The sequence below is a fragment of the Meridianimaribacter sp. CL38 genome (assembly GCF_004328055.1).
Taxonomy (GTDB): domain Bacteria; phylum Bacteroidota; class Bacteroidia; order Flavobacteriales; family Flavobacteriaceae; genus Gaetbulibacter_B; species Gaetbulibacter_B jejuensis.
The window spans coordinates 1-25,363 of record NZ_QKWS01000004.1; the positions used below are offsets into that span (position 1 = coordinate 1).

At 31.9% G+C, this 25,363-nt stretch carries 19 protein-coding genes and 1 tRNA gene; 10 read left to right on the forward strand and 10 right to left on the reverse strand.

Features of this window, described 5'->3' with window-relative positions:
* Positions 1-120 precede the first annotated feature (120 nt).
* The 8 genes from DMZ43_RS10235 to DMZ43_RS10265 form a co-directional block, all read right to left on the reverse strand.
* Positions 121-471 carry a hypothetical protein gene (locus DMZ43_RS10235; RefSeq protein ID WP_131508025.1) on the reverse strand — a complete coding sequence of 117 codons (351 nt, stop codon included), beginning with the start codon at positions 469-471 and terminating at the stop codon, positions 121-123.
* A 27-nt stretch (positions 472-498) separates the two neighbouring features.
* Positions 499-717 carry a hypothetical protein gene (locus DMZ43_RS10240; RefSeq protein WP_131508027.1) on the reverse strand — a complete coding sequence of 73 codons (219 nt, stop codon included), beginning with the start codon at positions 715-717 and terminating at the stop codon, positions 499-501.
* Between the two features lie 17 nt (positions 718-734).
* Complete coding sequence (locus DMZ43_RS10245; RefSeq protein WP_131508029.1) at positions 735-2,426, reverse strand: DUF4412 domain-containing protein; 1,692 nt, start codon at positions 2,424-2,426, stop codon at positions 735-737.
* Complete coding sequence (locus tag DMZ43_RS15035; RefSeq protein WP_238155811.1) at positions 2,423-2,572, reverse strand: hypothetical protein; 150 nt, start codon at positions 2,570-2,572, stop codon at positions 2,423-2,425. Before DMZ43_RS15035 ends, DMZ43_RS10245 begins: the two co-directional genes overlap by 4 nt.
* A 163-nt stretch (positions 2,573-2,735) precedes the next feature.
* Complete coding sequence (locus DMZ43_RS10250; protein WP_131508030.1) at positions 2,736-6,668, reverse strand: hybrid sensor histidine kinase/response regulator transcription factor; 3,933 nt, start codon at positions 6,666-6,668, stop codon at positions 2,736-2,738.
* Between the two features lie 145 nt (positions 6,669-6,813).
* Positions 6,814-7,872, reverse strand: a complete 1,059-nt coding sequence (locus DMZ43_RS10255; RefSeq protein ID WP_131508032.1) for a T9SS type A sorting domain-containing protein — start codon at positions 7,870-7,872, stop codon at positions 6,814-6,816.
* Positions 7,873-7,904: 32 nt separating this feature from the next.
* Complete coding sequence (locus DMZ43_RS10260) at positions 7,905-8,531, reverse strand: hypothetical protein (RefSeq protein WP_131508034.1); 627 nt, start codon at positions 8,529-8,531, stop codon at positions 7,905-7,907.
* A 260-nt stretch (positions 8,532-8,791) separates the two neighbouring features.
* On the reverse strand, positions 8,792-9,934 hold the full coding sequence (locus tag DMZ43_RS10265) for an acyl-CoA dehydrogenase (RefSeq protein ID WP_131508600.1): 1,143 nt from the start codon (positions 9,932-9,934) through the stop codon (positions 8,792-8,794).
* A gap of 94 nt (positions 9,935-10,028) precedes the next feature.
* Here DMZ43_RS10265 and DMZ43_RS10270 point away from each other — a divergent pair, with 94 nt between their 5' ends.
* The 9 genes from DMZ43_RS10270 (at position 10,029) to DMZ43_RS10310 (ending at position 18,044) form a co-directional block, all read left to right on the forward strand.
* Positions 10,029-11,093, forward strand: a complete 1,065-nt coding sequence (locus DMZ43_RS10270) for an anhydro-N-acetylmuramic acid kinase (protein ID WP_131508036.1) — start codon at positions 10,029-10,031, stop codon at positions 11,091-11,093.
* 66 nt (positions 11,094-11,159) lie between these two features.
* Positions 11,160-12,386: a Glu/Leu/Phe/Val dehydrogenase dimerization domain-containing protein gene (locus tag DMZ43_RS10275; RefSeq protein WP_131508038.1), complete on the forward strand. Its 1,227-nt coding sequence runs from the start codon at positions 11,160-11,162 to the stop codon at positions 12,384-12,386.
* A 13-nt stretch (positions 12,387-12,399) separates the two neighbouring features.
* A complete protein-coding gene (nhaD, locus tag DMZ43_RS10280) occupies positions 12,400-13,794 on the forward strand; it encodes a sodium:proton antiporter NhaD (protein ID WP_129761500.1) in 1,395 nt (464 codons plus the stop codon).
* Positions 13,795-13,851: 57 nt separating this feature from the next.
* Entirely contained in the window at positions 13,852-14,544 is a 693-nt protein-coding gene (locus DMZ43_RS10285; RefSeq protein WP_131508040.1) for a MotA/TolQ/ExbB proton channel family protein, read from the forward strand.
* A complete protein-coding gene (locus DMZ43_RS10290; protein WP_129761499.1) occupies positions 14,544-14,936 on the forward strand; it encodes a biopolymer transporter ExbD in 393 nt (130 codons plus the stop codon). Before DMZ43_RS10285 ends, DMZ43_RS10290 begins: the two co-directional genes overlap by 1 nt.
* Positions 14,936-15,784 (forward strand): energy transducer TonB, encoded by an 849-nt coding sequence (locus DMZ43_RS10295; protein WP_129761498.1) that lies wholly within the window; start codon positions 14,936-14,938, stop codon positions 15,782-15,784. The genes DMZ43_RS10290 and DMZ43_RS10295 overlap by 1 nt, the downstream gene beginning before the upstream one ends.
* Before the next feature lie 4 nt (positions 15,785-15,788).
* A complete protein-coding gene (locus DMZ43_RS10300) occupies positions 15,789-17,006 on the forward strand; it encodes a folylpolyglutamate synthase/dihydrofolate synthase family protein (RefSeq protein WP_131508042.1) in 1,218 nt (405 codons plus the stop codon).
* 63 nt (positions 17,007-17,069) lie between these two features.
* Positions 17,070-17,144, forward strand: a tRNA-Val gene (locus DMZ43_RS10305).
* A 129-nt stretch (positions 17,145-17,273) separates the two neighbouring features.
* On the forward strand, positions 17,274-18,044 hold the full coding sequence (locus DMZ43_RS10310) for a response regulator transcription factor (protein ID WP_129761496.1): 771 nt from the start codon (positions 17,274-17,276) through the stop codon (positions 18,042-18,044).
* Positions 18,045-18,170: 126 nt separating this feature from the next.
* Here DMZ43_RS10310 and murF read toward each other — a convergent pair whose 3' ends face one another.
* A complete protein-coding gene (gene murF, locus DMZ43_RS10315; protein WP_131508044.1) occupies positions 18,171-19,460 on the reverse strand; it encodes a UDP-N-acetylmuramoyl-tripeptide--D-alanyl-D-alanine ligase in 1,290 nt (429 codons plus the stop codon).
* Between the two features lie 67 nt (positions 19,461-19,527).
* Positions 19,528-21,198: a gliding motility lipoprotein GldJ gene (gene gldJ, locus DMZ43_RS10320; protein ID WP_129761494.1), complete on the reverse strand. Its 1,671-nt coding sequence runs from the start codon at positions 21,196-21,198 to the stop codon at positions 19,528-19,530.
* 252 nt (positions 21,199-21,450) lie between these two features.
* Between gldJ and porU the strand changes: the two genes are divergently transcribed.
* A complete protein-coding gene (gene porU, locus DMZ43_RS10325) occupies positions 21,451-25,323 on the forward strand; it encodes a type IX secretion system sortase PorU (RefSeq protein ID WP_131508045.1) in 3,873 nt (1,290 codons plus the stop codon).
* Positions 25,324-25,363 lie beyond the last annotated feature (40 nt).

The window sequence follows — 25,363 nt, forward strand, 5'->3', positions numbered from 1 at the left end:
TTTTTTTTGTTTTATAGAGTTTTCTTAATGAATTAATAGTGATTATTTATCCAATTAAGAACTAAAATAAGTAAAGCTAGAATCCTTTTTATAATTAAAGCTTTATTTATAGAATTGTTTTTATTTAAGCAATTCATCAAACTTTAAATTATTTATAGATTCCCAAACGGATTCTCTATTCATATTATAAACTTTAATGTTTACACCAAACCGATCATTATATAAAAAGGAAATGTCAGAATATTGTCTGTTCTTATCATAGGCTTCAATACCTTCCATACCTCTTTTATTAAATGATTTTTCAATTTTGTAATCATTTTCGTTATCTACAGTCATATTTTTATAGAACGAGTATTGACTTAAAAGCAAAACTCCTTTCTCACCTGAGCAATCATATAATGTGATTTTTATTTTTTCTTTATTATTTCCATCATAATTGGCATTTGCTCCATTAATACCATGTGTTGACATTGGGGCATTACTAGTTGTAGTTTTTTGTTAACTCATTAATTGATTAGGAAACCAATCTTGTAATGCCTCATTTGTAAGTGAAGTTGTTTCTAATAAACTTTCAGTTTTACTAATAGTTTTTATGGTATTTTTTACAGTTTTAATTTTGGTAGAAGTGTTGTCTTGTTTTGAATTTTCACCGCAAGAACTTATAACAGCTATAGTAATATTAACTAGTATTAGTCTTTTTAAAAGTATTGTTTTCATATTTAAATTTTATAAACTTAGTTTTTTTTCATCCTTGCGCCTGAAAATAAATCCATAGTTTTGTAATTAGCTTTTTTTATAGATGTCTTTTGTTGGTTTAATGCTTTAGCAATAATGTTTACGTTGTTTTTAGATTTCTTTTTATCAATGATATCCATTTCTAAAATTAAACCGTTAGAGAATTGATCTAACACCCTCGAGTCCATATCAGGAAAATCTGATGGTTTTTGAGAACCAAAATTCAAAAAGTTTGTAAGTTTTATTTTTGCATCTAATGTGTGATACATTTTCATTATATACCTGTCATCTTCAAATTGTATCCCTTCGCAGGTATAACCAATAATGGTTTTAGCTGGTAACTTTTTTATGTTATAATCGTCTAAACTCTCTTTAGAGGATTTAACTTCTGGTATAGGATACATTTGTAAAAAACTAGTACCTTGAGCATCCATAAACATAACCATTGTACTTAAGTCCATGTCAAACAGCATAGTTGTAGTTCCTGTATTTTTGTTATTCACCATAGTCATTTTTGTAGCTTGATACGATGCACTTTCATTAATTAAAAACACCATCATTATGGTCTCTTTCTTTCTTGTGTTTAATGTCATTTCTGTTTCAAGTTGCCAATTAAAGTCATAGCTTTCAGGTAAATCATTAACTGTTACTTTATGATTTTTTATTGATCTTCTTGCCGATTTTACACTTCCTTTATTATTACTGCTATCATAATCATCGTCATCTATGTTGGTGTTTCCGGTATTTCCTCCTTTAACAATGTTTTCCATAACGCCTCCCATAAGTCCTTCTCCAACGGTTTTGACTTCTCTAGCTTTAGGCAGTTTGACTTCAACAGGTTTGTAATCATATACCATTAAACTTTCACCGGCTTGTCCTTGTGAACCAAAGCCATCAATAAGTTCAGCTTCTTCTGATGTTTTAGTGTAGATTTCAACTAATCTGTCTTGGTCATCAAAAAGAACGTAACTACCTTCATAACCAGGTTCGTTTAAATACTCAAACTTAGTATACGTTTTACCTCTTAACGTTTGGGTAGTTTCATTAAAATCATCATACCTAAAATCATCTGGCTTATATATGAATGCAAACTCTACAATTCCATTGAAAGGGTTAGCAGTCACGCCTAAATCTTGCTGTTTTTCAAATTGAGCCATAAAGGGTTCAGGTGGTAGTTTATAGGCTTCAATCATCATAGTAGGAGCCATCAAACCTTGACTTTGAAGTGCTACAATTCCTGTTTTTTGGTATTCGCCTTCGCTGTATACATACATATAGCCTTCACTATCAATGAAACCAGGTTTAGGTTGTTTTGGATCTTCCATTCTAACAGCTACTTCATTGGCATCAAAAAACTGAGTTTGGTTTAAGTTCCCATTTTCGTGCATTTTTATGATAATATCTTCTTTGAAAAATGCTTTTTTAGCTTCAGTATTTTTAGTTAAAGCTGTGTTTGATGCTTCGAGTTCGCTGGTATCTTCATCTTCTTTTTTATCAGATTTTTCTTTTTTTGAAGTTGCATCATCAATAGTTTTTTCAGTTTTTTTAGATACTACTTCATCTGTTTTATTAAGGATGGTACGTTCTGCTGCTTGTTCAGCTCTTTTTTTTAGTTTTTTTAAAAGCTGTGCTTCGGCATTTATTCCGCAAAGTAAAAATGCGCATGTTATAAAAATGAGTTTTGTTTTCATGATGTTTTTTTATTGATTCTTACAGATTTAACAACTTGATCGTTTAACATTATATTTATGATATAGTTGCCATGTTTTAAATGGTCTATGCTTATATAAATATTCTGGTCGTTATTAGCTTCGTCTAATAGTTTTTCTTTTAGCATTACTACAGTGCTTAGTTAGACGCTATTAATTGAGAGGTTAACAAAATGCATTAAAGGGATGCGTTGTTTGTTTTGTAAAGTTATGATGAGAATAAAAAGTTTGATGTCAATTATGTAACAAACTATATCAACTATGTAACATATGTCGTAAAGTTGTTGGTATTTATTGATTTGAAGTGAATTCTGAAGGAGTAGACTTATAAACGTCTTTAAAGCATTTTATAAAATAGGAAGGTGTATTGAAACCGACTTGATATGCGATTTCAGAAATGTTTAAGTCAGAGTCTTTTAAAAGGTTAACCGCTAGCTTTAAGCGTTCGTTGCGGATAAACTCGGTTGTTGAAAATCCTGTTATAGCTTTTAGTTTTCTGTGTAGTTGCATCCTACTCATAGCCATTTTTTTAGATAAATCATTAGAGTTAAATGACGAGTCGGTAATATAATCGTTGAGTATAGTTTTTAGTTTAGTTAAAAATTGCTGATCAACAGGAGTTGTACTTATACTGCTGAGTTCAAAATGAGCGCTATATCTTGACTGTAGTTTTTGTCTTAGTTCTATAAGCTTTTCAACACGTATTTTAAGTTTGTTACTATTAAAGGGCTTTACAATATAATCGTCTGCTCCAGTTTCTAATCCTTTTATTTCATTTTCGTCACCACTTTTAGCTGTGAGTAAAATTATAGGAATATGACTTGTTTTTTCGTCTTTTTTTAAAGTATTACAAAGTTCAATACCATCAATTTTAGGCATCATTATATCGCTAATGATAATATCAGGAATGTATTTTATGGCTTTTTTAATGCCACTTTCACCATTAGGAGCTTCTTTAATGTCATAGTCATTTTTAAAAATTGAACTTATAAATTCTCTTATATCTTTATCGTCTTCAACTATTAATAAAATAGGTTTGTCTTTAGAATTATTAATAGCTTGTTCTTCAGAAGTTACTGGAGTTTCTAAGACTGTATCAAGCTCATCATTAACAACTGTTTTAGTGTCTTCGTTTATTTCGGAAATATTATAAAAAGAACGCTCAATAGGTAAAGTTACAGTAAATTGAATATCATCTGTATTCATAGTGTGCGCTACAATATTTCCATGTGATAAAATAGCTAATTCTTTCACTAACGAAAGTCCAATGCCTACACCATCAGCATTTTTATTGTTTTGGTAATACCTTTGAAATAGTTTGCTTAACTCTTTACTAGAAATGGTATTTCCGTTATTAATAATTGTGATAATAATTTGACCGTTTTTTTCGATTGCAGCAAAGTGAATTTGACCGTTTACTGGAGCATATTTTACTGCGTTAGAAAGTAAATTGGTGGTGATTTTTTCGATAACATCTTTATCAAACCAAGCTTCAGGAATTGATTGAATTTTATGTGAAAAATGTATGTTTTTGTCTTTAGCTTTATATTCAAAAGAAGCTGCTATTTGTTTGAGGAATGCTGTAATATTTCCTTTAGAAACAGAGAGTTTTAAGTTTCCTGATTCTAACTTAGATAGGTCTAGTAATTGGTTGACTAGGTTTAACAATCGTTTAGAGTTGTTTTGAACTAAAGAGAGTTCTTTCTTATCATCTTCTGTTAGGTTAGACTTAGATAATTGTTTTTCGATTGGACCAGAAATAAGTGTTAATGGTGTTCGAAACTCATGAGATATATTGGTGTAAATCCTGGTTTTAAATTCATCTAATTTTTTTAAGCGCTCGGTTTCATTATGTTCAAATTGTAATTGCATTTTCATGTGCCAACGCCATTTAAAATACCTGTATAACAAATACATGCTAATCAAAAAAAGTAGTGCATAACAAACAATAGCTAGCTTGCTTAAATACCAAGGTTGTAGTATTGTGAAAGTAAATGTAGCAGGTGTAGTATTCCATACACCATCATAGTTACTTGATATTACTTTAAATGTATAATCGTTAGGAGGTAGGTTGGTGTAATGTGCTGAATTATTGTTTTCTGAACTAATCCAATTTTCATCATGATTTACGAGTTGATATTTATAAAGGTTACGTTCAGGTTGTGAGAAATGTAAACTAGAAAAAGTAAAGGTTACAGTATTTTGATTGAATTTAAAGGTTGAGTTTTGTTTTAAAGGATAACCTTCAGTGAAAATCTCAAACTTAGAAATAATGGTTTTTGGTTTAATTGGGTTAAATGTAAGTTGGTTAGGGTTAAACCAATTGAGGCCTTCAAGTCCTCCAAAATATAAGTTTTCGTTTTCGTCTTTATAGTAAGCTCCAGTGTTAAATTCTAAAGCCTGTAAACCATCATAGTTGCTGTAGTTTTCAAAAATAGTATCCTTAATGTTTAATTTACTTATACCATAATTAGTGCTCAACCATAAGTTGTTCTCTTTATCTGGTAGTATACCGTAAATCACATTGTTTGGTAAACCATCAACTTTGGTGTAAACATCTAATAATCCGTTTATAGTATTATACTTTTTTAAACCTTTACCATTTGTGCCAATCCATAAAATTTCATTGTCATAATGCAATGATTTTATTTTGTCATTTAAGGATTTGATATTGGTTATTTCATTAGTCTCTAAATTTAAATTATACAACCCTTTATCATCAGTACCAATCCAAAGTGTGTGCTCATTGCCTTTTATAGCTGTTTTAATGTCATTTGTTGATAGGGTAGAATTATCAGTATTGAATTGCTTAACTATACCTTTATCTATATCGAATAAAATAATACCATTACGTTCGGTACACAACCAACTTTGATTATCGTTCTCTTTTATAATTCTCCAGATTGTAAGATTTGAAATTTCAGGGAATGAATAATAGTCTCCAGAGTCAGTTCTGATATTTAAACCAAATCCTTGGTGACCTATCCACAATTTATTGTTGTTGTAGAGTAAACTTATTATTCTATCACTAGCTATTGAAGAGTTGTTAATGGTATATGTTTTATATTCATAATTATCAAAGTTGATATGTGTAAGCCCTTTACCAGATGTACCTATCCATAAATTATTATTTACATCAGTACTTATGCTTCTAACCACATCTACATTTACATTTTTAGGAACTTGATTATTTGTGAGCACATTGAATTTTATGAGGTGAGCATCATAATAGCTTGCTCCAGTTCCGTCAGAACCTAGCCATATCACTCCTGTAGCGTCTTCGTATAAACATAAGATGTCATTATAATGTATGGCAAAAGGGTTGTTTTTGTCTGCTTTAAAGTTCGTAATAGTATTATTTTCAAGATTAAGTAGATAAGCGCCATTGCCATAAGTCGCAATCCATAACCTGTTTTTACTGTCTATAAGTAAGTCTTCAATATTAAGGTCATTTGGTAATTGTGAATGTTGATATTTTATAAAAGCTGTCTTGTTATTTTCTTTAAAGTAAAGCCCTTGACCAAATGTTCCTAGCCATATATTGTTGTCTTTATCTTTTGTAAGCGCACTAAAGTTCGCGTTAGTGTGCGATTCAACATTAACCTCATTGTACGTATTGCCATTAAATTGAAATACAGCTCCTGAAGTAGCAACTATTATAGCAGTATCAGTTTCTATAAACTCATAAATGGTTCTGAGTTTGTCCTGATTATTTAAAACTTGTAGTGTATCTTTAGTTGTAGTATCAATTTTGAAGAGCCCTTTACCGTAGGTTCCTATATAAGTGTTTAGTGCTTTATCCTGAATGATTGAACTAACATTATTAAAATGTTCTAAATGCTTAAAAGTATCAGTTTTTGGATTGTAAAGTTCTAGCTTTCCTGAGTTAGTGATAACCCATAATCGGTTTTGCTTATCGATATAAATTTTACCAAGTTTGCTAAAATTTGGTCTTGTAATGTCTTCAAATTGCTTGTCGTAGTGTTTAAAGCTTTTACCGTTATATTTATTTAAACCATCTTGTGTAGCCAACCACAAATAACCTATACTATCTTGGGCAATACTTATAACACTATTTTGCGATAAACCATCATTAATGGTTAAGGTATTGAAAGAAAATGGTTTTTCAGTTATAGTTTCTTGACCGCTACAAAAAAGTGCAGATAACATTGTTAGAAAAATAACAATGAAATTGTCAACTGTTTTGTATCTCCATAACGTCATAAACTACTGTATAGATTAATTTTTTTAGGGGAGATTTTATGCTATTAACTTTACTAATATAATGAAATTTGCTTGGTTTTAGATATTTATATTATTCTATAAAAGCCCATCAACTTTTGATTGGTTTTTATGGGTTGTAAGTTTTTTATTTTTTTACAATCAATTTCTTTGTTGTGTTTCCTGTTTTTGATTTAATGTTTAACAGATATATCCCTTCAGAAAGGTCGTGAACATAAAACGAATTTTCATTTAACAATTCTATGTTAAACTTTTGTCCTAGAGGGTTGGTTAATTCAATTGAAATAACATCTATAATTTTAATATTTTTTATTGTAACTAAACTGTTACTTGGGTTTGGAAATATTTGAATAGTTTCAATTGGGTTGCCAGCATTTCCTAGATTCAATACAGCTGAATCTGCAAATGCCCATAATGAAAAAGCATTAATATTTGTTAAAGAATGATATGATTCTCCAGCTGTTCCGCCTTCATTAGTAAATGTATTACCATTGTCTGTGCTTCTAAAAGCCGCTAAATTTGATCTTTCTAGTCCATTAAGGTCTACATCTAATAAATAGAAATAAACATCTAACTCTAAATTAGTATTGATTGTAGGATTAATTTCATAATATCGGTTTACAGCAGTATTGCTATCAATATTTATACTACCATACCTTCTAAAAATTTCAGTGGTTCCCATAGACTCTGTTCCATTAAAAACCTCTAAGCCAATATTCCCAAATGTGTTGGTTTCTCCTGCAGTATGATTTCTTGTTGTTGTAATATAAGTATCATTTTCGCCAGTAATAGCGTTTGAGTTAGATTCTCCCATTATTTTAGCATTTGAAGAAAGTATTATATGGCTATCAGTATTAAGATGAAGATTTGCCATATCATTAAATTTAAGCTCGCTGTTTACAATTATTGCTCCCGAAAGGGAAAAAGTTGACGTACCATATAACTCTAAATTATTAATTGTATTTGGGTTGTTGAACTCTAAACTGTAAGAGTTGCCATCCAAACCTTGCATTAATATTGAACCTCCATTTAAAACTACATTGTTGTCATTAACAAAGCTTCCATTTTTAATAGTAATACTAGTATTATCATTAAAAAGATAAGCTCCTGAGTTAACATAAAGACCTTTCTGCCCTAATGCATTTAGATATATTGATGATAGTAATATGGTTAATAATATCTTCATTTTTTTGTTTTGAATATTTTTGAAATAATAAGCTATAATGAGTCAACTAAAAAGCCCCTAATTTTTACATTTATCGAAAAGTCTGAAGATGTTTCATTTGATATTCTCAATACTTCTCCACCTCTAACAACCATCAATATACCATAAGGGTCTTGGTAAATTCTGCTTTTAGGTTCTCCATTGAGCCGTATTGCACTATATTGACTTATAAATCCACCAGGAGCTCTTCCTATTGTTGCTTCGAACTTTCCAGAAGCATTCAAACCATTAGGCTCAATTACTATTGAAGTTACTAATAAGAACTTATCATTTGGAATAGAAGTTAAACTTGAAAGATCATCAAACCTTTCAATAGATATAAGTTGGTTAAATGACCCAGGGGAAATAGCAAAACTATATCCATAAACAGCAGTCCCTTGGTTTGGGAAAATATTATTTTCAGATGTTGTTAGGCTTGTCCAGCCATTAGCAGTATAACCTTCAAAGTCACCAGTTGCACTATAACGAACAGTACCTTCGGTAGGAGTTGTACCGTCATTTCCAATCTTTATTTTTCCATTTACATCCAAAGCTTGATTTGGAGTGTCAGTATTAATACCTACTTGAGCTAATGAAAAAAACGAAATAAGCAATGCATAAATAGTTAATTGTGTTTTCATAAATAATTAGTGTTTTGTTTATACGGCATAAAATTATATATGCTTGACACTAAATGATATAACTATTGTAACACAATATGCAATATATGTAACATAAAGTAGTTTTACTTGTATTGTTAAATATTGGAAGCTAAAAAAATAGTAGGTAGCTTACTAAGTTTTTTCTTTGTAAGAAAAAGGAAGAATCGCAGGTGAAATAATAAAAACAAAAAAGACTGTCTTTTCAAACAGCCTTTTCTAAAATATATATTATAAATAATTTATCCTTTTATAACACCTCTCGAAATTACAATTTTTTGAATTTCAGAAGTACCTTCATATATCTGAGTAATTTTGGCATCACGCATTAATCGTTCAACATGGTATTCTTTTACAAAACCATTTCCACCATGAATTTGAACCGCTTCAACAGTTTGTTCCATTGCTACTTTACTAGCATACAATTTTGCCATTGCACTAGACATATCATAGTTGTTCCCTTGGTCTTTATCCCAAGCCGCTTTCATTACAAGCATTCTAGCAGCTTCAATTTCGGTAGCCATATCTGCTAATTTAAAAGCAATGGCTTGGTGGTTGCAAATTTCAGTACCAAACGCTTTACGTTCTTTAGAATACTTAAGCGCTAACTCATAAGCTCCAGAAGCAATACCTAAAGCTTGAGACGCAATACCTATTCTACCACCAGATAAAGTTTTCATAGCGAATTTAAAACCAAATCCGTCTTCACCAATTCTATTTTCTTTAGGCACTTTCACATCATTAAACTGTAATGTATGTGTGTCACTTCCTCTAATTCCTAGTTTATCTTCTTTAGGACCTACATCAAAACCAGGCATACCTTTTTCAACTATAAAAGCATTAATACCTCTATGCCCTTTATCTTTATCAGTTTGTGCAATCACTAAATAAACATCACTACGACCTCCATTTGTTATCCAGTTTTTAGTACCATTCAATAAGTAATGGTCTCCCATATCTATAGCAGTTGTTCTTTGAGAAGTTGCATCACTACCAGCCTCTGGTTCACTTAAGCAAAATGCACCAATAAATTCTCCTGTGGCAAGTTTAGTAAGGTACTTTTGTTTTTGTTCTTCGCTACCATAAGCTTCAAGTCCATAACACACCAATGAGTTATTTACAGAAACCATAACCGAAGCAGAAGCATCAATTTTTGATAACTCTTCCATTATAAGCACATAAGATATGGCATCCATTCCGCTTCCACCATATTTAGGGTCAACCATAATTCCCATAAAACCAAGATCTCCCATTTTTCTAACAAGTTCTTGTGGAAATTGTTGTTTCTCATCACGTTCAATTACTCCTGGTAATAATTCGGTTTGAGCAAAATCGCGAGCAGCATCGCGAATCATTAGATGTTCTTCTGTAAGATTAAAATCCATATGTAGTGATAAAATTATTGATTTGTTAAAAAATGATGTCAAAGATAAGTTTTTGTTAGCATTTTTTCAATAATGATTGTTATTTTTACCATATATGACAAAAGAAACATTCAAAGTTATAGGTGTAATGTCTGGTACATCATTAGATGGTATCGATTTAATATATGTACAGTTCAATTTTAATGAAAAATGGACCTATACTATTTATACTACAGAAACTGTTTCTTACACCCAGTATTGGGAAAATACTTTGAAACATTTAGTTTCAAACTCTAAGCAAGAATTAAAAGACATCGATGATGATTACACTGTATATTTAGCAGAGGCTATTAATTTGTTTATTAAAAAACATCATATTGAAACTGTAGATGCTATATGTTCTCATGGTCATACAGCACTGCATCAACCTCAAAGCGGTATGACTTACCAAATTGGGAACTTACCAAAAATGTCAAAACTTTTACAGCATACTGTTGTATGCGATTTTAGAGTGCAAGATGTTGAACTTGGAGGCCAAGGAGCGCCTTTGGTGCCTATTGGAGATAAATTGCTGTTTTCTGATTATGACTTTTGCTTAAACCTTGGCGGATTCGCTAATATTTCAACTGAAATTGATGATACAAGAATTGCCTACGATATTTGTCCTGTAAATATTGTGCTTAATCACTATGTTAAGCCATTAGGCTTTAATTATGATAATGAAGGGCAAATTGCTAAATCAGGAAAATTACATATAGAGTTGTTAAACCAACTGAATGATTTAGATTTTTACTCAAAGAGTCACCCAAAGTCTTTGGGGTTAGAATGGGTTAAACAACTTATTTTCCCTATAATTGATGCGTATAATCTTCCAATAGAAACAATTTTAAGAACATTTACTGAGCATGTAGCTATTCAAGTTTCAAAAGAAATCAATAACAAGCACAATGCAAAAGTATTAGTAAGTGGAGGAGGTGCATACAATAAATTTCTTCTCGACTTAATTGTATCCAAAACTAAAAACAGTGTAGAGTTGCCTTCAAAAGAGATTATTGAGTTTAAAGAAGCATTAATTTTTGGATTGTTAGGAGTTTTAAAACTCAAAGGAGCAGTTAATTGTTTAAAAAGTGTAACAGGAGCCAAAAAAGATCATTCTTCTGGTAGGATTTATTATCCATAAAATTATTATAAAATTAATATTTAAGGATTTTTAGTTTTTTATATTTGTTGAAGAATAACTAACTACATGAAAGATTTACTTCAAAAGTACGAAGACAAAGACCCTGAAATTATTTTTAATTGGAAAGACCCAGAAACCGAAGCTGAAGGCTGGACAGTAATAAACTCCTTAAGAGGAGGAGCAGCTGGTGGAGGAACACGTATGCGAAAAGGACTCGATATGAACGAAGTGCTATCGCTTGCAAAAACTATGGAAGTTAAGTTTACCGTTTCTGGACCAGCAATTGGAGGTGCTAAGTCTGGTATTAATTTTGACCCACAAGACCCAAGAAAAAAAGGCGTTTTAGAACGTTGGTATAAAGCCGTTTCGCCATTACTAAAAAGTTATTATGGTACAGGAGGAGACCTAAATGTTGATGAAATACATGAGGTTATCCCAATCACTGAAGAAAGTGGTGTATGGCATCCTCAAGAAGGTGTTTTTGAAGGTCATTTTAGACCAACACAAGCCGATAAAATTAATAGAATAGGACAGTTAAGGCATGGTGTTATTAAGGTTATTGAAAACCCAAAATACTCACCTAATGTAACAAGAAAATATACTGTTGCTGATATGATTACAGGTTATGGTGTTGCTGAGGCTGTTCGTCATTTTTATGATATCCACCAAGATTCAGTTGTTGGCAAGCGTGCCATTGTTCAAGGTTTTGGTAACGTTGGTGCTGCTGCAGCTTTTTATTTAGCACAAATGGGAGCTAAAGTAGTAGGGATTATTGACAGAGTAGGTGGATTAATAAAAGAAGAAGGTTTTACTTTTGATGAAATTACTCAGCTATATTCTAATAAGTCTGGAAATACTTTAGTGAGCGATCATTTGATTCCTTTCGATGAAATGAATGAAAAGATTTGGGCTTTAGAAACCGAGATTTTTGCACCATGTGCTGCCTCTCGATTAATTACTAAAGAGCAAATAGATAATATGATTAATACAGGTCTTGAAGTAATTTCTTGTGGCGCAAATGTACCATTTGCAGATAAGGAGATATTTTTTGGACCAATTATGGAATATACAGATAATAAAGTAAGTCTTATTCCAGATTTTATTTCAAATTGCGGTATGGCAAGAGTTTTTGCTTATTTTATGGAGCGCAAAGTTCAAATGACTGACGAAGCCATTTTTAATGATACCTCAAACCGTATAAAACAAGCATTAGAAAACGTACATAAAAACAACAAATCAAAAACTGGTATAAGCGCAACAGCTTTTGAGATTGCTTTAAGTCAACTTATATAACATAACACTTAATATGGAAACACTAATTGTATTAGTATTTGTAGTAGGTTATTTAGCTATTACACTAGAACACAATTTAAAAATCGATAAACTTATTCCTGCTTTGGTCATGATGGCTATAAGTTGGGCTTTGATAGCTTTAGGTATCGATAATTTCACACAATGGTTCGACTCAGGAAAACACGCTCTTCTAGATAATTTTGGATTATTAGAGCACGAAGACAAAATGCATATGATGGAAGAAACGCTCTTACATCATTTAGGTAAAACAGCCGAAATTCTTGTGTTCTTACTAGGTGCAATGACTATTGTTGAAATCATTGATTATTTTGATGGATTTTCAACTATCAAAGGATTTATAAAAACAAAAAGTAAAAAACGATTGCTTTGGATCTTTGCGTTTTTAGCATTTTTCCTTTCAGCAATTATAGATAACTTAACTGCTACAATTGTATTAATATCTATACTTCAAAAACTTATTCAAGATAAAGATGTTAGGATATGGTATGCTGGTTTAATAATAATCGCAGCAAACGCTGGTGGAGCTTGGTCTCCAATTGGAGATGTAACCACAACAATGTTATGGATTGCTAAGAAAGTGTCTACTGGTCACTTATTTGTATATCTTTTTGTACCATCTCTACTTTGTATGTTGGTGCCAACATTTATTGCTTCGTTTTTACCTGCTTTTAAAGGAAATTTAGAAAATGAAGACGAAAAAGAAGACAAGCCTAAGAGTAAATTTAGTTCAACAATGTTGTATTTAGGTTTAGGAGGTATTGTATCAGTGCCAATTTTTAAAACGGTAACACACTTGCCTCCATATGTAGGAATGATGTTAGCTTTAGGTGTTGTTGCTATTTTTGCTGAGATTTATAGTAACTCAAAATTTGCATTATCTCATGCAGATGCTGAAGGAGCAGATTATCAAGGGCACCACAGTCCAGTACATCATTCATTATCTAGAATTGAGATGCCAAGTATCTTATTTTTCTTAGGTATATTAATGGCTGTTGCAGCATTAGAATCTTTAGGTATCCTATTTGGTTTTGCAACCACACTACAAGACAAAATGCCTATGATGGGAACTGAGTTACACCATGAAGGCGTTTCCGATTTAGTAGTTTTATTATTAGGGGTTGGATCTGCAATTATTGATAACGTGCCGCTTGTTGCCGCAAGTTTGGGTATGTTCTCTGAGCCTATCGATAACGAATTATGGCACTTTATTGCTTATTCGGCAGGAACAGGAGGAAGCATGTTAATTATTGGTTCGGCTGCTGGTGTAGTAGCAATGGGAATGGAAAAAATTGACTTTTTCTGGTACTTAAAGAAAATATCTTGGTTAGCGCTTGTTGGGTTTTTAGTAGGTGCAATTGCGTTTATGTTTACAAGAACTATATTTTAATTTATACTTTAGGTAGAAAATTAACGTTATAAAAAAAATTAACACTTTATGCTAAATATGTTATTACAAACTACTCCTGAAGAAGCTGAGGTTTTAACTGATGGAGAATCTGTTGAAAAAACGCTTTCTATCATTGAATTGATTTTTAGTGGTGGTACAGCAGGAATGCTAATTATAGGTATATTATTTGTACTCTTAGTTGTTGCTATTTATATTTATTTTGAAAGGCTTTTTGCTATCAAAGCAGCTTCAAAAATAGATTCCAATTTTATGAATCAAATTAAAGACCATGTTTCCAATGGTAAAATTGATTCGGCACAGATGCTTTGTGCTCAAGTAAACTCTCCAGTTTCTAGATTAATTAATAAAGGAATTACCAGAATTGGAAAACCATTGGAAGATATTAATACAGCTATCGAAAATGCAGGACGTTTAGAGGTTTATAATCTAGAAAAAAACGTAAGTATTTTGGCTACAATTTCAGGTGCAGCTCCAATGATTGGATTTCTTGGTACAGTAATTGGAATGATTTTATCAATATTTGAAATTGCTAATTCAGGAGGTCAAATTGATATTAAACTTCTAGCAGATGGATTATATACAGCAATGACCACCACAGTTGCAGGACTTATTGTAGGTATTGTTGGTTACATCGCTTATAACCATTTAGTGGTAAGAACTGATAAAGTTGTTTACCAAATGGAAGCCAATTCGCTAGAGTTTTTAGACCACTTAAACGAGCCTATTTAATGAATATTAGAGGAAGAAATAAAGTTACACCAGAATTCAACATGTCTTCAATGACAGATATCGTATTTCTGTTATTGATATTCTTTATGTTGGCCTCTACTTTAGTGACTACAAATGCTATTGATATCCTATTGCCTAAGGCTAGTGGAAAAACCGAGAATAAAAAATCGGTTGCTGTTAGTATCACTAAAGACTTAAGATATTATATAGACCAAAAATTAGTTGGAGAAAGTGTATTGGAAAATCAATTACTATCAGCACTTTCAGGACAAGATCAACCTACTATTGTGCTTAGAGCAGAAAAATCTGTTCCAGTAGATAATGTGGTAAAAGTAATGGATATAGCTAATAGAAATAAGTTTAAAGTAATTTTGGCGGTTAAACCTAATTAATGAAGTATTTTGAAACCATACACGAACGTAATTCGGCAAAAATCACAACTTTAATTGTGGTGATTTTGATTTTGCTGCTGTTTGTTGTTGGTCATTCATATATGGATCCACCAGAAGAATATGGTGTAGCTGTTAATTTTGGAAATTCAGAAGTTGGTAGCGGAAATATCCAGCCAACTGAACCTGTAAAATCGCAACCAAGGGAAGTTGTTGAACAACCAAAAGTAGAAGAAACGCAACCTCAGGAAACTACTTCGTCTTCTGCTAAAACAGAAGATGTACTTACCCAAGAGTCTCCTGAAGCTATTGCAATAAGAAAGCAAAAAGAAGCCGAAGCAAAAGCTAAGGCAGAAGCTGAACGTGTTGAGCGTGAGAAACGACAAGCTGAAGAAAAAAAGAGACTTGAAGAAGAGAAAAAGAAAAAGGAGCTTGATGCTTTAATAGGTGGTGTAAGTAACTCCGAAGGCACTCAAACAGGTGGCGAAGGACCAGATAATAGCGGAGGAGATAAAGGACAGCTAGATGGTAACCCTTATGCACCTAGCTATTTTGGAGACCCAGGAAGTGGTAATGGAGGAAAAGGATACGGTTTAAATGGTAGAGGTTCGGCGACGTATAATAAAGTGATTCCAGATTGTCAAGAAGAAGGAAGAGTTGTGGTCGAAATTCATGTTGACCGTTCAGGTAAAGTAATTAAAGCTATTCCAGGAAAAAGAGGAACAACAGGCGATGCTTGTTTGTATCAAGCTGCTAAAGAAACTGCATTGTCTCATAGATGGAAAGCAGATTCTAAAGCACCAGCTACACAAATAGGCTGGGTTAAAATTGATTTTAGTTTAGGTCAATAAGAATATGAACTACCAGGATACTATCAACTGGATGTTTTCGCAACTTCCAATGTATCAACGACAAGGTAAGTCGGCTTATAAAGCAGATTTACATAATACTCAGGTTTTAGCAGAACATCTTAATCATCCAGAATTCAAGTTTAAAACTGTTCATGTTGGTGGTACTAATGGAAAAGGATCAACAAGTCATATGTTGGCTTCTGTGCTTCAAGAAGCAGGTTATAAAGTTGGGTTATATACTTCACCACATTTAAAAGATTTTAGAGAGCGTATTAAGATTAACGGAAAAGAAGTCAGTAAACAGTTTGTTATAAGTTTTATTAAAAAGCACAAACCGTTTTTTGAGCAACATACACTTTCTTTTTTTGAAATGACTGTTGGGATGGCTTTTGACTATTTTTCAAAGAAAAAAGTTGATATAGCTATTATTGAAGTAGGGCTTGGTGGTCGTTTAGATTCAACAAATATAATTTCACCACTCGTTTCTGTGATTACTAATATTGGTTTAGACCACACGCAGTTTTTAGGAGATACATTAGAAAAAATAGCAGTCGAAAAAGCAGGAATCATTAAACCTAATATACCTGTTGTTATTGGAGAAATACAAACTGAAACCAAAAGTGTTTTTACTGAAACAGCTAAAAACAATAATTCAGAAATTTATTTTGCAGACCAAAATATAACTTCAGTTTTAGATAGTGACTTAAAAGGAAGTTATCAGCAAAAAAATATAAAAACCGTTTTACAAACTTTACAGATCCTAAAGCAAAACAATTTTAATATCTCTCAAAAGAATATTGCTTTAGGACTTAATTCGGTTGTTTCTAATACAGGTTTAAAAGGTAGATGGCAGATTTTACAAGAATCTCCAAAAGTAATTTGTGATACAGCTCATAATAAAGAAGGATTAACATATGTGGTTAATCAATTAAAAACTGAGGTCTATAATAAGCTTCATATCGTTTTTGGGGTTGTAAGTGACAAAGATTTATCAACCATAATTGCAATTTTGCCTAAAAAAGCTACATATTATTTTTGCAGGCCAAATATTTCAAGAGGATTAGATGAAAATAATCTTAAACATACTTTTAAAGCTCATGGCTTTGCGGGTAAGTCGTATTCTAGTGTAAATGAAGCATTAAGCAACGCGAAAAAAAGTGCAAAACCAGAAGATTTAATTTATGTTGGAGGAAGTACTTTTGTTGTTGCAGAAATAATTTAAATTTTTTTCAAAAAAGCTTTTGGGATATCAAAAACTAATTTATATTTGCAATCCAATTACAGAGGGCGCGTAGCTCAGTTGGTTCAGAGCACTTGGTTTACACCCAAGGGGTCAGGGGTTCGAATCCCTTCGCGCCCACAGAAATTTAACCCTAGAGAACTTCTCTAGGGTTTTTTTATACCTCAAAGTTTTAGCTTTATTTACATTATCTTTCTTATTTTTATAATCCAAATAATTAACTATAGCTAATCTTCTTCTTAAAGTTTTATGATATTAGGAAACATTAAAAACCTCTACAAAGATATTTTTAAGTCTTACGATAGTCCAACTTTAGAAAAACACATTGAAAAGATTGTTGAACTTGATGTTTACTTACCACATAGTTCTACGTTTTTCTGTATTACAAATACACAGGAATTAGGATTTGAATACATTAGTAAGAATATGTTTTCTTGTTTGCATATTGACCCTTTAAAGCTGAAACAAGAAGCTATGCGTTATTATTGGAGTAGAATACACCCAGAAGACGTTGAATATTGGTTACAAGCTTTAAATGCATTAATGGAGTACACTCTTGATGAAATTTCAGAAGATGAAAGACATAAAATGAGTTACACCTGGAACTATAGGTTTAAAAACGGAAGAGATGAGTATGTAAACATTATTCAAAATACGACACCTTTGGAGTTTGATTCATTTATGAAGCCTATAATAGGTTTGGCTCATTATACTGTTGTAGATTCAAGAGTAAAGCTTGGTGTGACAGCTACGGCTAAATATTTAAATGAAAATGATGAATACGAAACCAAGTATTTCAATAACTTTTCTCAGAAACTATTAACTAACGATATTACAAATAGAGAGCGTGATATTATACGTTTATTAGTTTTGAATTACTCTAGCAAGGAAATTGGAATAAAACTAAATATAAGCCCTAATACTGTAGATACACATAGACGGAACATCCTAAAAAAACTAAATATTACGTCAACAGGAGAACTTATTGGGATGTTAAAAATGAATAAAACCCTATTTTAATTAAAAACTACTCAAATTGAGTATTGTATAGCTTTGAAAAAAATAAGAATTTTACATCGCTATTAGTTAATTACAAAGGGAAAAATAGTGTCTATAATATTTATATAATATCAATAGGCACTTTTTTTATTTTATTAAGTCTAATATTCGCTCTAAAGCCATACCTCTAGATCCTTTTATAAGCATGAGCTTATCTTTAAAAGTTAGAGTGTCAAAGTGGATAGCTAAATCATTAAAATTTCTGAACTTTTTTATAAACCCATCAGTGTTTTTTAATTGTGTGCTGTAAAAATTCTCGCCAATTAAATATGTGTTAGCATTGAAATTATCTTCAATGAAGTTTACAATGTTTTGATGTTCATTATGCGCAGTTGACCCTAACTCAAACATATCTCCTAAAAACAATACTTTGTTATCTCTCTTGTATTGTAAAAAGTTCTCTAAAGCAGCCATCATACTTGTTGGGTTTGCATTGTAAGCGTCTAAGATAATTTCGTTTGAACCAACATTAATTACTTGAGATCTGTTGTTTTTTGGGAAATAATTTTCAATAGCTTTCTTAATGTTTTTGTTATCAATTTTGAAGTAAATTCCAATAGCAATTGCATAGGCAATATTACTGAAGTTATATTTTCCTGTTAAGTTGCTGGCAATTCTTATGTCTTTTAATTTTACTTCAACATTAGGTTGAGCACCTATAAATTCAATTTTTAGAATATCGCTTGTAGTTCCAAACTTTATGGTGTTGGTATAACTCCCTATTTGGTTCACTTGTTTTATATCATCTTCATTCATAAAAATTGCTTTGTTGTACTGTTTTAAATGATCATACAACTCAGATTTTGCTTTAACAACACCTTCAATACTTCCAAAACCTTCAAGATGAGCTTTACCAAAGTTAGTGATAAGCCCATAATCAGGTAATGCTATACTGCTTAAAAAAGCTATTTCTTTAGGATGATTAGCTCCCATTTCAACAATGCCAATTTCAGTTTGATTACTCATTGACAGTAATGTTAGTGGAACACCTATATGGTTGTTTAAATTCCCTAATGTGGCTGTAGTGTTATATTGCTGACTTAAAACAGCATTAATAAGTTCTTTTGTGGTTGTTTTTCCATTGCTACCAGTTAATGCAATAATTGGGATGCCTAGTTGGGTTCTGTGATATGTTGCGAGTTCTTGCAGTGTTTTTAATACATCATCTACAAGAATGATATTATCATTTATAGCGTATTCTTTTTCGTCTACTATAGCATATTTTGAACCTTGTTCAATAGCCTCAAATGCAAACGTATTGCCATTAAAATTTTCACCTTTTAAGGAGAAAAACATTGAGTTTTTTGTAATTTTTCGAGTATCAGTAGTGACTGATTTACACTCAAGAAAGCAATTGTAAATTTGTGTGATATTCATAAATTAAATGTAATAAAAAAGTCCTAACATTACTGCTAGGACTTTGTATTTTTAAATTAATCTAGAATTAATTTTTAGTCTTGTTTTTTCCTTTAGATTTTGAACCTACTCTAGACATAGCACATCTAAAACCGATGTAATCTGTTGCCATATCTTGAGGGAAGAATCTACGTTGAGCTGGATCTAACCAGTAGTCTCTATCTTTCCAAGAACCACCTTTGTATACTCTTACTTTATCATTGATTAAAGAGGTTCTGTCGTTTGACTTGTCGTACTCTTTAATTAAGTTACCTGAAGAGTCTCTCTCAATATTATGTTTTGGAGAGTTATACATTTTTCTAGTATTAGCAGTTTCTTCTTCGTCAAAACTTTCGTTGTAATAGCGAGAAGATCTAGCATCACCATCTCTGTAGTTTCTGTTGTCACTAGTATCAAAATTTGTTCTTAAGTAAGTTTCGTTTTCGTCAACTGGAACTTGTAAAATTTCACCAGGTAAGTTTCTTGCAACAAGTTTACCATTACTTAAAGTATCATATACTACTTCTTCAGGAGTTACAATTTTAACTGTACCATCATCATTAATTGCGTTTTTGGTATATACGTTTCCACGATAGTAGTTAAAGTCATTAAATTCATCATCAACAATTGGTCTGTATACGTCAGCAACCCATTCTGCAACGTTACCAGCCATATCGTATAATCCATAATCGTTAGCTTCGTAAGACATAACTTGTGCAGTGATATCAGCACCATCGTCAGACCATCCAGCAATCCCACCGTAGTCACCTTTTCCTTGCTTGAAGTTAGCTAATTGGTCACCTCTAGACTTTCTTTTTCCAGAACGTGTGTATTGACCATTCCAAGGGTATTTTTTTCTACCTCTATAAGTGTTGTAGTTTCTTAATTCACTCATCCCAAGAGCAGCATATTCCCACTCTGCTTCAGATGGTAAGCGGTATTTTGGAGAAATTACTCCAGTTTCTCTACTAGCGTAAACATTTATTTCGTTACCCTCAGCATCTGTTCTAGCTTTTCTTTTACCTCCTTTAAGTACTTCTTCGTTACCTCCAAAAGTTTCAGTTGGAGCAGTAATATAAGTGTCAGTGTTAAAGTTGCTATCAGCAGATGTATCAGTTAAGTGAGAGTCTCTTTTTAAATAACCAGCATCTTGTAAGTACATTTCATTTACTCTATCTGTTCTCCAGTTAGCAAATTCAACGGCTTGAATCCAACTAACACCTACAACAGGGTATTCAGCATAACCAGGATGACGTAAATAGTTTTCAGTCATCATTTCAGCATATCCAAGACGGTTTCTCCAAACTAATGTATCAGGAAGAGCTCCATCATAAATAAGTCTAAAGTTAGGATCGTCTGGTGGGTAAACTCTTTTTATCCAATCAAGATACTCTAAGTACATCATGTTGGTTACCTCAGTTTCATCCATGTAAAAAGATTGTACATGTTGTTGGTTTGGGCTATTATTCCAATCATGCATAACATCATCTTGTACTTTACCCATGGTAAATGTACCTCCTTCTATAAAAACTAATCCAGGAGCAGTTTCTTGTTCTTTAAAGTTAGTATTGTACTGAAAACCTCCATTTTTGTCGTTGATGTTCCAGCCAGTGGCTCTAGAACTGTTCTTTGACGAAGAAGATTTCTTACAACTAAACATGGCTAAAGATAGCATTAGGGCTAAAATTATCCGTAGGTTAAATACATTTTTCATATACATACTTTTAAGTAAGCTAGTTTATTTTAGTGACGCAATATAGTAATTAAAGAAAAAATAACAACGTTTTTTTGTAATTTATATCAAAAAAAAAGTGCATTTCATCCTTTTTTTTGTACACGATATCGGATTTTTGCTCTTTTTATCGATGTAATTTGTTACCAATTAACGAACAAATAAATTAAATATTGTTGTAATTTTGAATAAAAAATTGAAAAGCTATAATAACATATCTGTACTAACGTTTATTATACTATGAAAAAACACTTACTCTTACTTTTTGTATTACTGCCTTTTATAGGGTTTTCTCAACAAAAAACATTTCAAATTAATTGGGAAGGAGAAAAAACATTAAGAGCTGATTCTTCAATTGTTACTGTTCCATATTTTAATAAGGACAACTTTAATTTTAGTAATACTGATGGATTGAAGTTTTTTGCACATTGGAAAACCAACAACTATATCAATGAAAGCTCTGTTCAATTAGCTAATGTTTCATACTCAACTATTAGTGCAACAGATTTAAAAGGAGTTCCAATTAATACCATTTCTAATTCACCTGAATTAAAACTATCAAATGCAATAGCAAGAGATGATGTGTCTGCTTATTTAGAGTTGAAACCTATTGTTAAACAAAATGGAGTGTATAAAAAAATTACTTCATTTACCGTAAGCTACAGCACAACTAATAGTTCTAGTGCTTTAGGAAGATCTTCTAGCTCTATGTTGCAAACAAATGCAGTTACAAACTCTGTGTTGGCTTCTGGGAGTTGGTATAGGTTTTATGTAGATACTACTGGTGTTTTTAGACTAACTAAAAGTTTTTTAAATCAGTTAGGTGTTAATACAAACTCGGTGGATCCTAGAAATATTAAAGTCTATGGAAATGGAGGAGCAATGTTACCTAAAGAAAACTCAGTTTTTTATCCAATTGACTTAACCGAGAATGCTATTAAGTTTGTTGGTGAAGAAGATGGTGATTTTGATAATGACGATTATATATTGTTTTATGCAGAAGGACCAAGAGGCTATAATGAAGAGAGTAATACCAATATAAACGCATATACAGATAAATCTTACTACTACATTAATATTAGTAGTGGAATGGGAAAAAGAATCCCGGAAGCTACTCAGCCAAACGATGATGCAGATTTTGAAGTAAACACATTTCAGGATTATCAATTTCATGAAATAGACCAATATAATTTGGTGAAAGTAGGTAGGCGATGGTTTGGAGATAGGTTTGATATCGAAAATGAAAAAGAGTTTACTTTTACATTTCCAAACTTAGTGACTTCTGAACCTGCTAGAGTGAGGGTTTATGCTGCTGCAGTTTCTGAAATTGGAACATCAATGGAAGTAAAGCTTAATGGAAATACAATCTCAAATTTTACTTTTGCAGCAATTGATAATCCAACTCTAGCTTCTGGAGGGTTTTTTAATAGTGATTTAATGCTTAATTCTCCTGATGTTGTATTTAACTTAAAGTATAATAACAATAATAATCCTGCTTCTTTAGGGTACTTAGATTATATTTCTGTAGAGGCTACCAGAGAGCTGAGTTTTGAAGGAGGTCAGTTTACTTTTAAAAATGCTAATGTGGCAACCTCTGCTGGAATAGCTCAATACAATTTAGCTAATGCAGCTAACGTTTCAGAAGTATGGGATATCACTGATAAGTATAATGTAGTAGGCTATACAAATTCTGATCAAAGTTCAAACTTTAGTTTTAAAACTACAGCAGGTACTTCAAAAATATATTTGGCAGTTACGCCTTCAGATTATTTTCAACCACTAAGAGAAAGTGTTACTACAATTGCGAACCAAAATATAAAAGGAACAATATTTAATAATAGTTCAGGAGAGTTTGAAGATATAGACTATTTAATAATTTCACCAAATGCACTAGCGTCACAAGCTGAAAGACTAGCGCAAATCAATAGAGATCAATATGGGTTAACTGTTAAAGTTGTGACCTTAAATGAAATTTATAACGAATTTAGTTCAGGTAATGTTGATGTTACTGCAATAAGGAACCTTGTTAGATATGTGTATCATAATGCAAGTGCTCCAGATAAAAGACTCAAGTATTTATGTTTATTTGGTGATGCATCTTATGATCATAAAGAACGTATAGCGCCTAAAACAGATGTAGTACCATCATGGCATTCTTATGCTAGTTTTAGTCTTACAGACTCTTTTGTGTCTGATGATTACTATGGGTTGATGGACGAAAATGAAGGTAATATGGCAAGCAACAACTTATTAGATATTGCAGTTGGAAGAATTTTGGCTCAAGATTTACAAAGTGCGACTGAGCTAGTGGATAAAATTGACTCTTATCATAAAACTGCATCTTTTGGTAGTTGGAGAAATAATTGCATCTTTATTTCAGATGATGTTGATGAAGCTTGGGAAAGAATTTTACAGGAAACAACAGATGAAATTGCAGATTTAGTCACTGAAGAAAAACCATTCATTAACGCTATAAAAATTCATTCCGACTCTTATCAACAAGAATCGACATCGAGTGGAGATAGTAATCCTTCAGTTAATAAAGCTATTAGAGACGCGATAGATGTAGGTGCGTTAGTCGTGAATTACTTCGGTCATGGAGGAGAAGATGGGCTTTCAGGTGAAAGAATTTTTGATAAAATTGATTCTCAAGAAGTAAATAACACCTGTAAGTATAACTGTTTTGTTACTGTAACATGTGAGTACACAAGGTTTGATGATCCATTAAGACCAACAGCAGGAGAATATACCTATTGGAATAAAGAAGGAGGAGCTATAGGGTTGATTACTACAACTAGGCAAATTTTTGTTAGTGTGGGTGTATCATTTAATATAAAGTTAACCGAATATATGTTTGCTTTTGGTTCTAATGAATACCCTTCAATTGCTGAAGCCCTAAGGTTAACAAAAACACACCCTACAATTTCAGGTATATCACAAAAACGATTGGTGTTTTATATTGGAGATCCAGCAATGAAGCTAGCATTCCCTAAACCAGATATTAGATTAACAGCAGTTAACGATGTTTCAATTGATCAAGAAACAGACGTTTTAAAAGCATTAGATAAGGTTAAATTATCAGGAGAAGTAGTTGATGAATCAGGTAACCTTATTCCAAATTATAATGGTGTATTAACAGCAACAGTTTTTGATAAAAATATAGAAAGACAAACATTAGGTAATGATGGTACTACTGAAAACGGTCAACTCATTATCATGGATTTTGAAACATTAGGAGAAATTATTTTTAAAGGACAAGCAACTGTAGAAAACGGTCAATTTGACTTTGAGTTTGTGGTGCCTAGAGATATTAGTATTCCTGTAGGTAATGGGAAGGTTAGTTTTTATGCTCAAACTGAAAATCCTGCACAAGACCAAACAGGAGCAAGTTTTGATATTCAAGTTGGAGGTATTAACGAAAATGCAGAAGAAGATAATATTGGACCAGTTATAAACCTTTATATGAATGATGAAAACTTTGTTTCAGGTGGTATAACTAACGAAGCTCCTACACTTTTAGCAAAACTTCAAGATGATAATGGTATTAATACATCTAGTGGAGTAGGACATGATATTGTTGCTATTATTGATGGAGATGAAGCAAACCCTTATATTTTAAACGATTATTATCAAGCTAACGTTGATGATTACCAAAATGGAGAGGTGACTTATCCATTTAGAGATTTAGAACCAGGTTTACATACATTAACCTTAAAAGCTTGGGATGTTTACAACAATTCATCAACTTCTGAAATACAGTTTGTAGTACATGATAAAGATGAAAAACTAGTTATTACTAATGTACTTAACTATCCAAATCCGTTTGTAAACTACACTGAATTTTGGTTCAATCACAATAGTTCAGATAATTTAGACGTTTCTATACAGATATTTACGGTTTCAGGGAAACTGGTAAGAACTTTAAACGGTCAAACCAATTCCGAAGGATGCTGTAATAATGGAACATCTTCGTTGTCAAGAAGCATTGTTTGGGATGGAAGAGACGACTTTGGGGATAAAATAGGAAAAGGGGTTTATATTTATAAGCTAAAAGTGCGATCAAACCAATTAAACAAACAGGTAGAAAAAATTCAAAAACTTGTAATACTATAATAAAGATTTATATTTGCTAAATATTTTAGTGGTTTATAAT

What these genes read in the sequence shown, in the direction of transcription:
- DMZ43_RS10250 (WP_131508030.1), bottom strand. Translation starts at nt 6,668, where the DNA reads ATGACGTTATGGAGATACAAAACAGTTGACAATTTCATTGTTATTTTT.
- porU (WP_131508045.1), top strand. Translation starts at nt 21,451, where the DNA reads ATGAAAAAACACTTACTCTTACTTTTTGTATTACTGCCTTTTATAGGG.
- DMZ43_RS10295 (WP_129761498.1), top strand. Translation starts at nt 14,936, where the DNA reads ATGAAGTATTTTGAAACCATACACGAACGTAATTCGGCAAAAATCACA.
- DMZ43_RS15035 (WP_238155811.1), bottom strand. Translation starts at nt 2,572, where the DNA reads ATGCTAAAAGAAAAACTATTAGACGAAGCTAATAACGACCAGAATATT.
- DMZ43_RS10285 (WP_131508040.1), top strand. Translation starts at nt 13,852, where the DNA reads ATGTTATTACAAACTACTCCTGAAGAAGCTGAGGTTTTAACTGATGGA.
- gldJ (WP_129761494.1), bottom strand. Translation starts at nt 21,198, where the DNA reads ATGTATATGAAAAATGTATTTAACCTACGGATAATTTTAGCCCTAATG.
- DMZ43_RS10265 (WP_131508600.1), bottom strand. Translation starts at nt 9,934, where the DNA reads ATGGATTTTAATCTTACAGAAGAACATCTAATGATTCGCGATGCTGCT.
- DMZ43_RS10290 (WP_129761499.1), top strand. Translation starts at nt 14,544, where the DNA reads ATGAATATTAGAGGAAGAAATAAAGTTACACCAGAATTCAACATGTCT.
- DMZ43_RS10235 (WP_131508025.1), bottom strand. Translation starts at nt 471, where the DNA reads ATGTCAACACATGGTATTAATGGAGCAAATGCCAATTATGATGGAAAT.
- DMZ43_RS10240 (WP_131508027.1), bottom strand. Translation starts at nt 717, where the DNA reads ATGAAAACAATACTTTTAAAAAGACTAATACTAGTTAATATTACTATA.
- murF (WP_131508044.1), bottom strand. Translation starts at nt 19,460, where the DNA reads ATGAATATCACACAAATTTACAATTGCTTTCTTGAGTGTAAATCAGTC.
- DMZ43_RS10310 (WP_129761496.1), top strand. Translation starts at nt 17,274, where the DNA reads ATGATATTAGGAAACATTAAAAACCTCTACAAAGATATTTTTAAGTCT.
- DMZ43_RS10260 (WP_131508034.1), bottom strand. Translation starts at nt 8,531, where the DNA reads ATGAAAACACAATTAACTATTTATGCATTGCTTATTTCGTTTTTTTCA.
- DMZ43_RS10275 (WP_131508038.1), top strand. Translation starts at nt 11,160, where the DNA reads ATGAAAGATTTACTTCAAAAGTACGAAGACAAAGACCCTGAAATTATT.
- nhaD (WP_129761500.1), top strand. Translation starts at nt 12,400, where the DNA reads ATGGAAACACTAATTGTATTAGTATTTGTAGTAGGTTATTTAGCTATT.
- DMZ43_RS10270 (WP_131508036.1), top strand. Translation starts at nt 10,029, where the DNA reads ATGACAAAAGAAACATTCAAAGTTATAGGTGTAATGTCTGGTACATCA.
- DMZ43_RS10300 (WP_131508042.1), top strand. Translation starts at nt 15,789, where the DNA reads ATGAACTACCAGGATACTATCAACTGGATGTTTTCGCAACTTCCAATG.
- DMZ43_RS10255 (WP_131508032.1), bottom strand. Translation starts at nt 7,872, where the DNA reads ATGAAGATATTATTAACCATATTACTATCATCAATATATCTAAATGCA.
- DMZ43_RS10245 (WP_131508029.1), bottom strand. Translation starts at nt 2,426, where the DNA reads ATGAAAACAAAACTCATTTTTATAACATGCGCATTTTTACTTTGCGGA.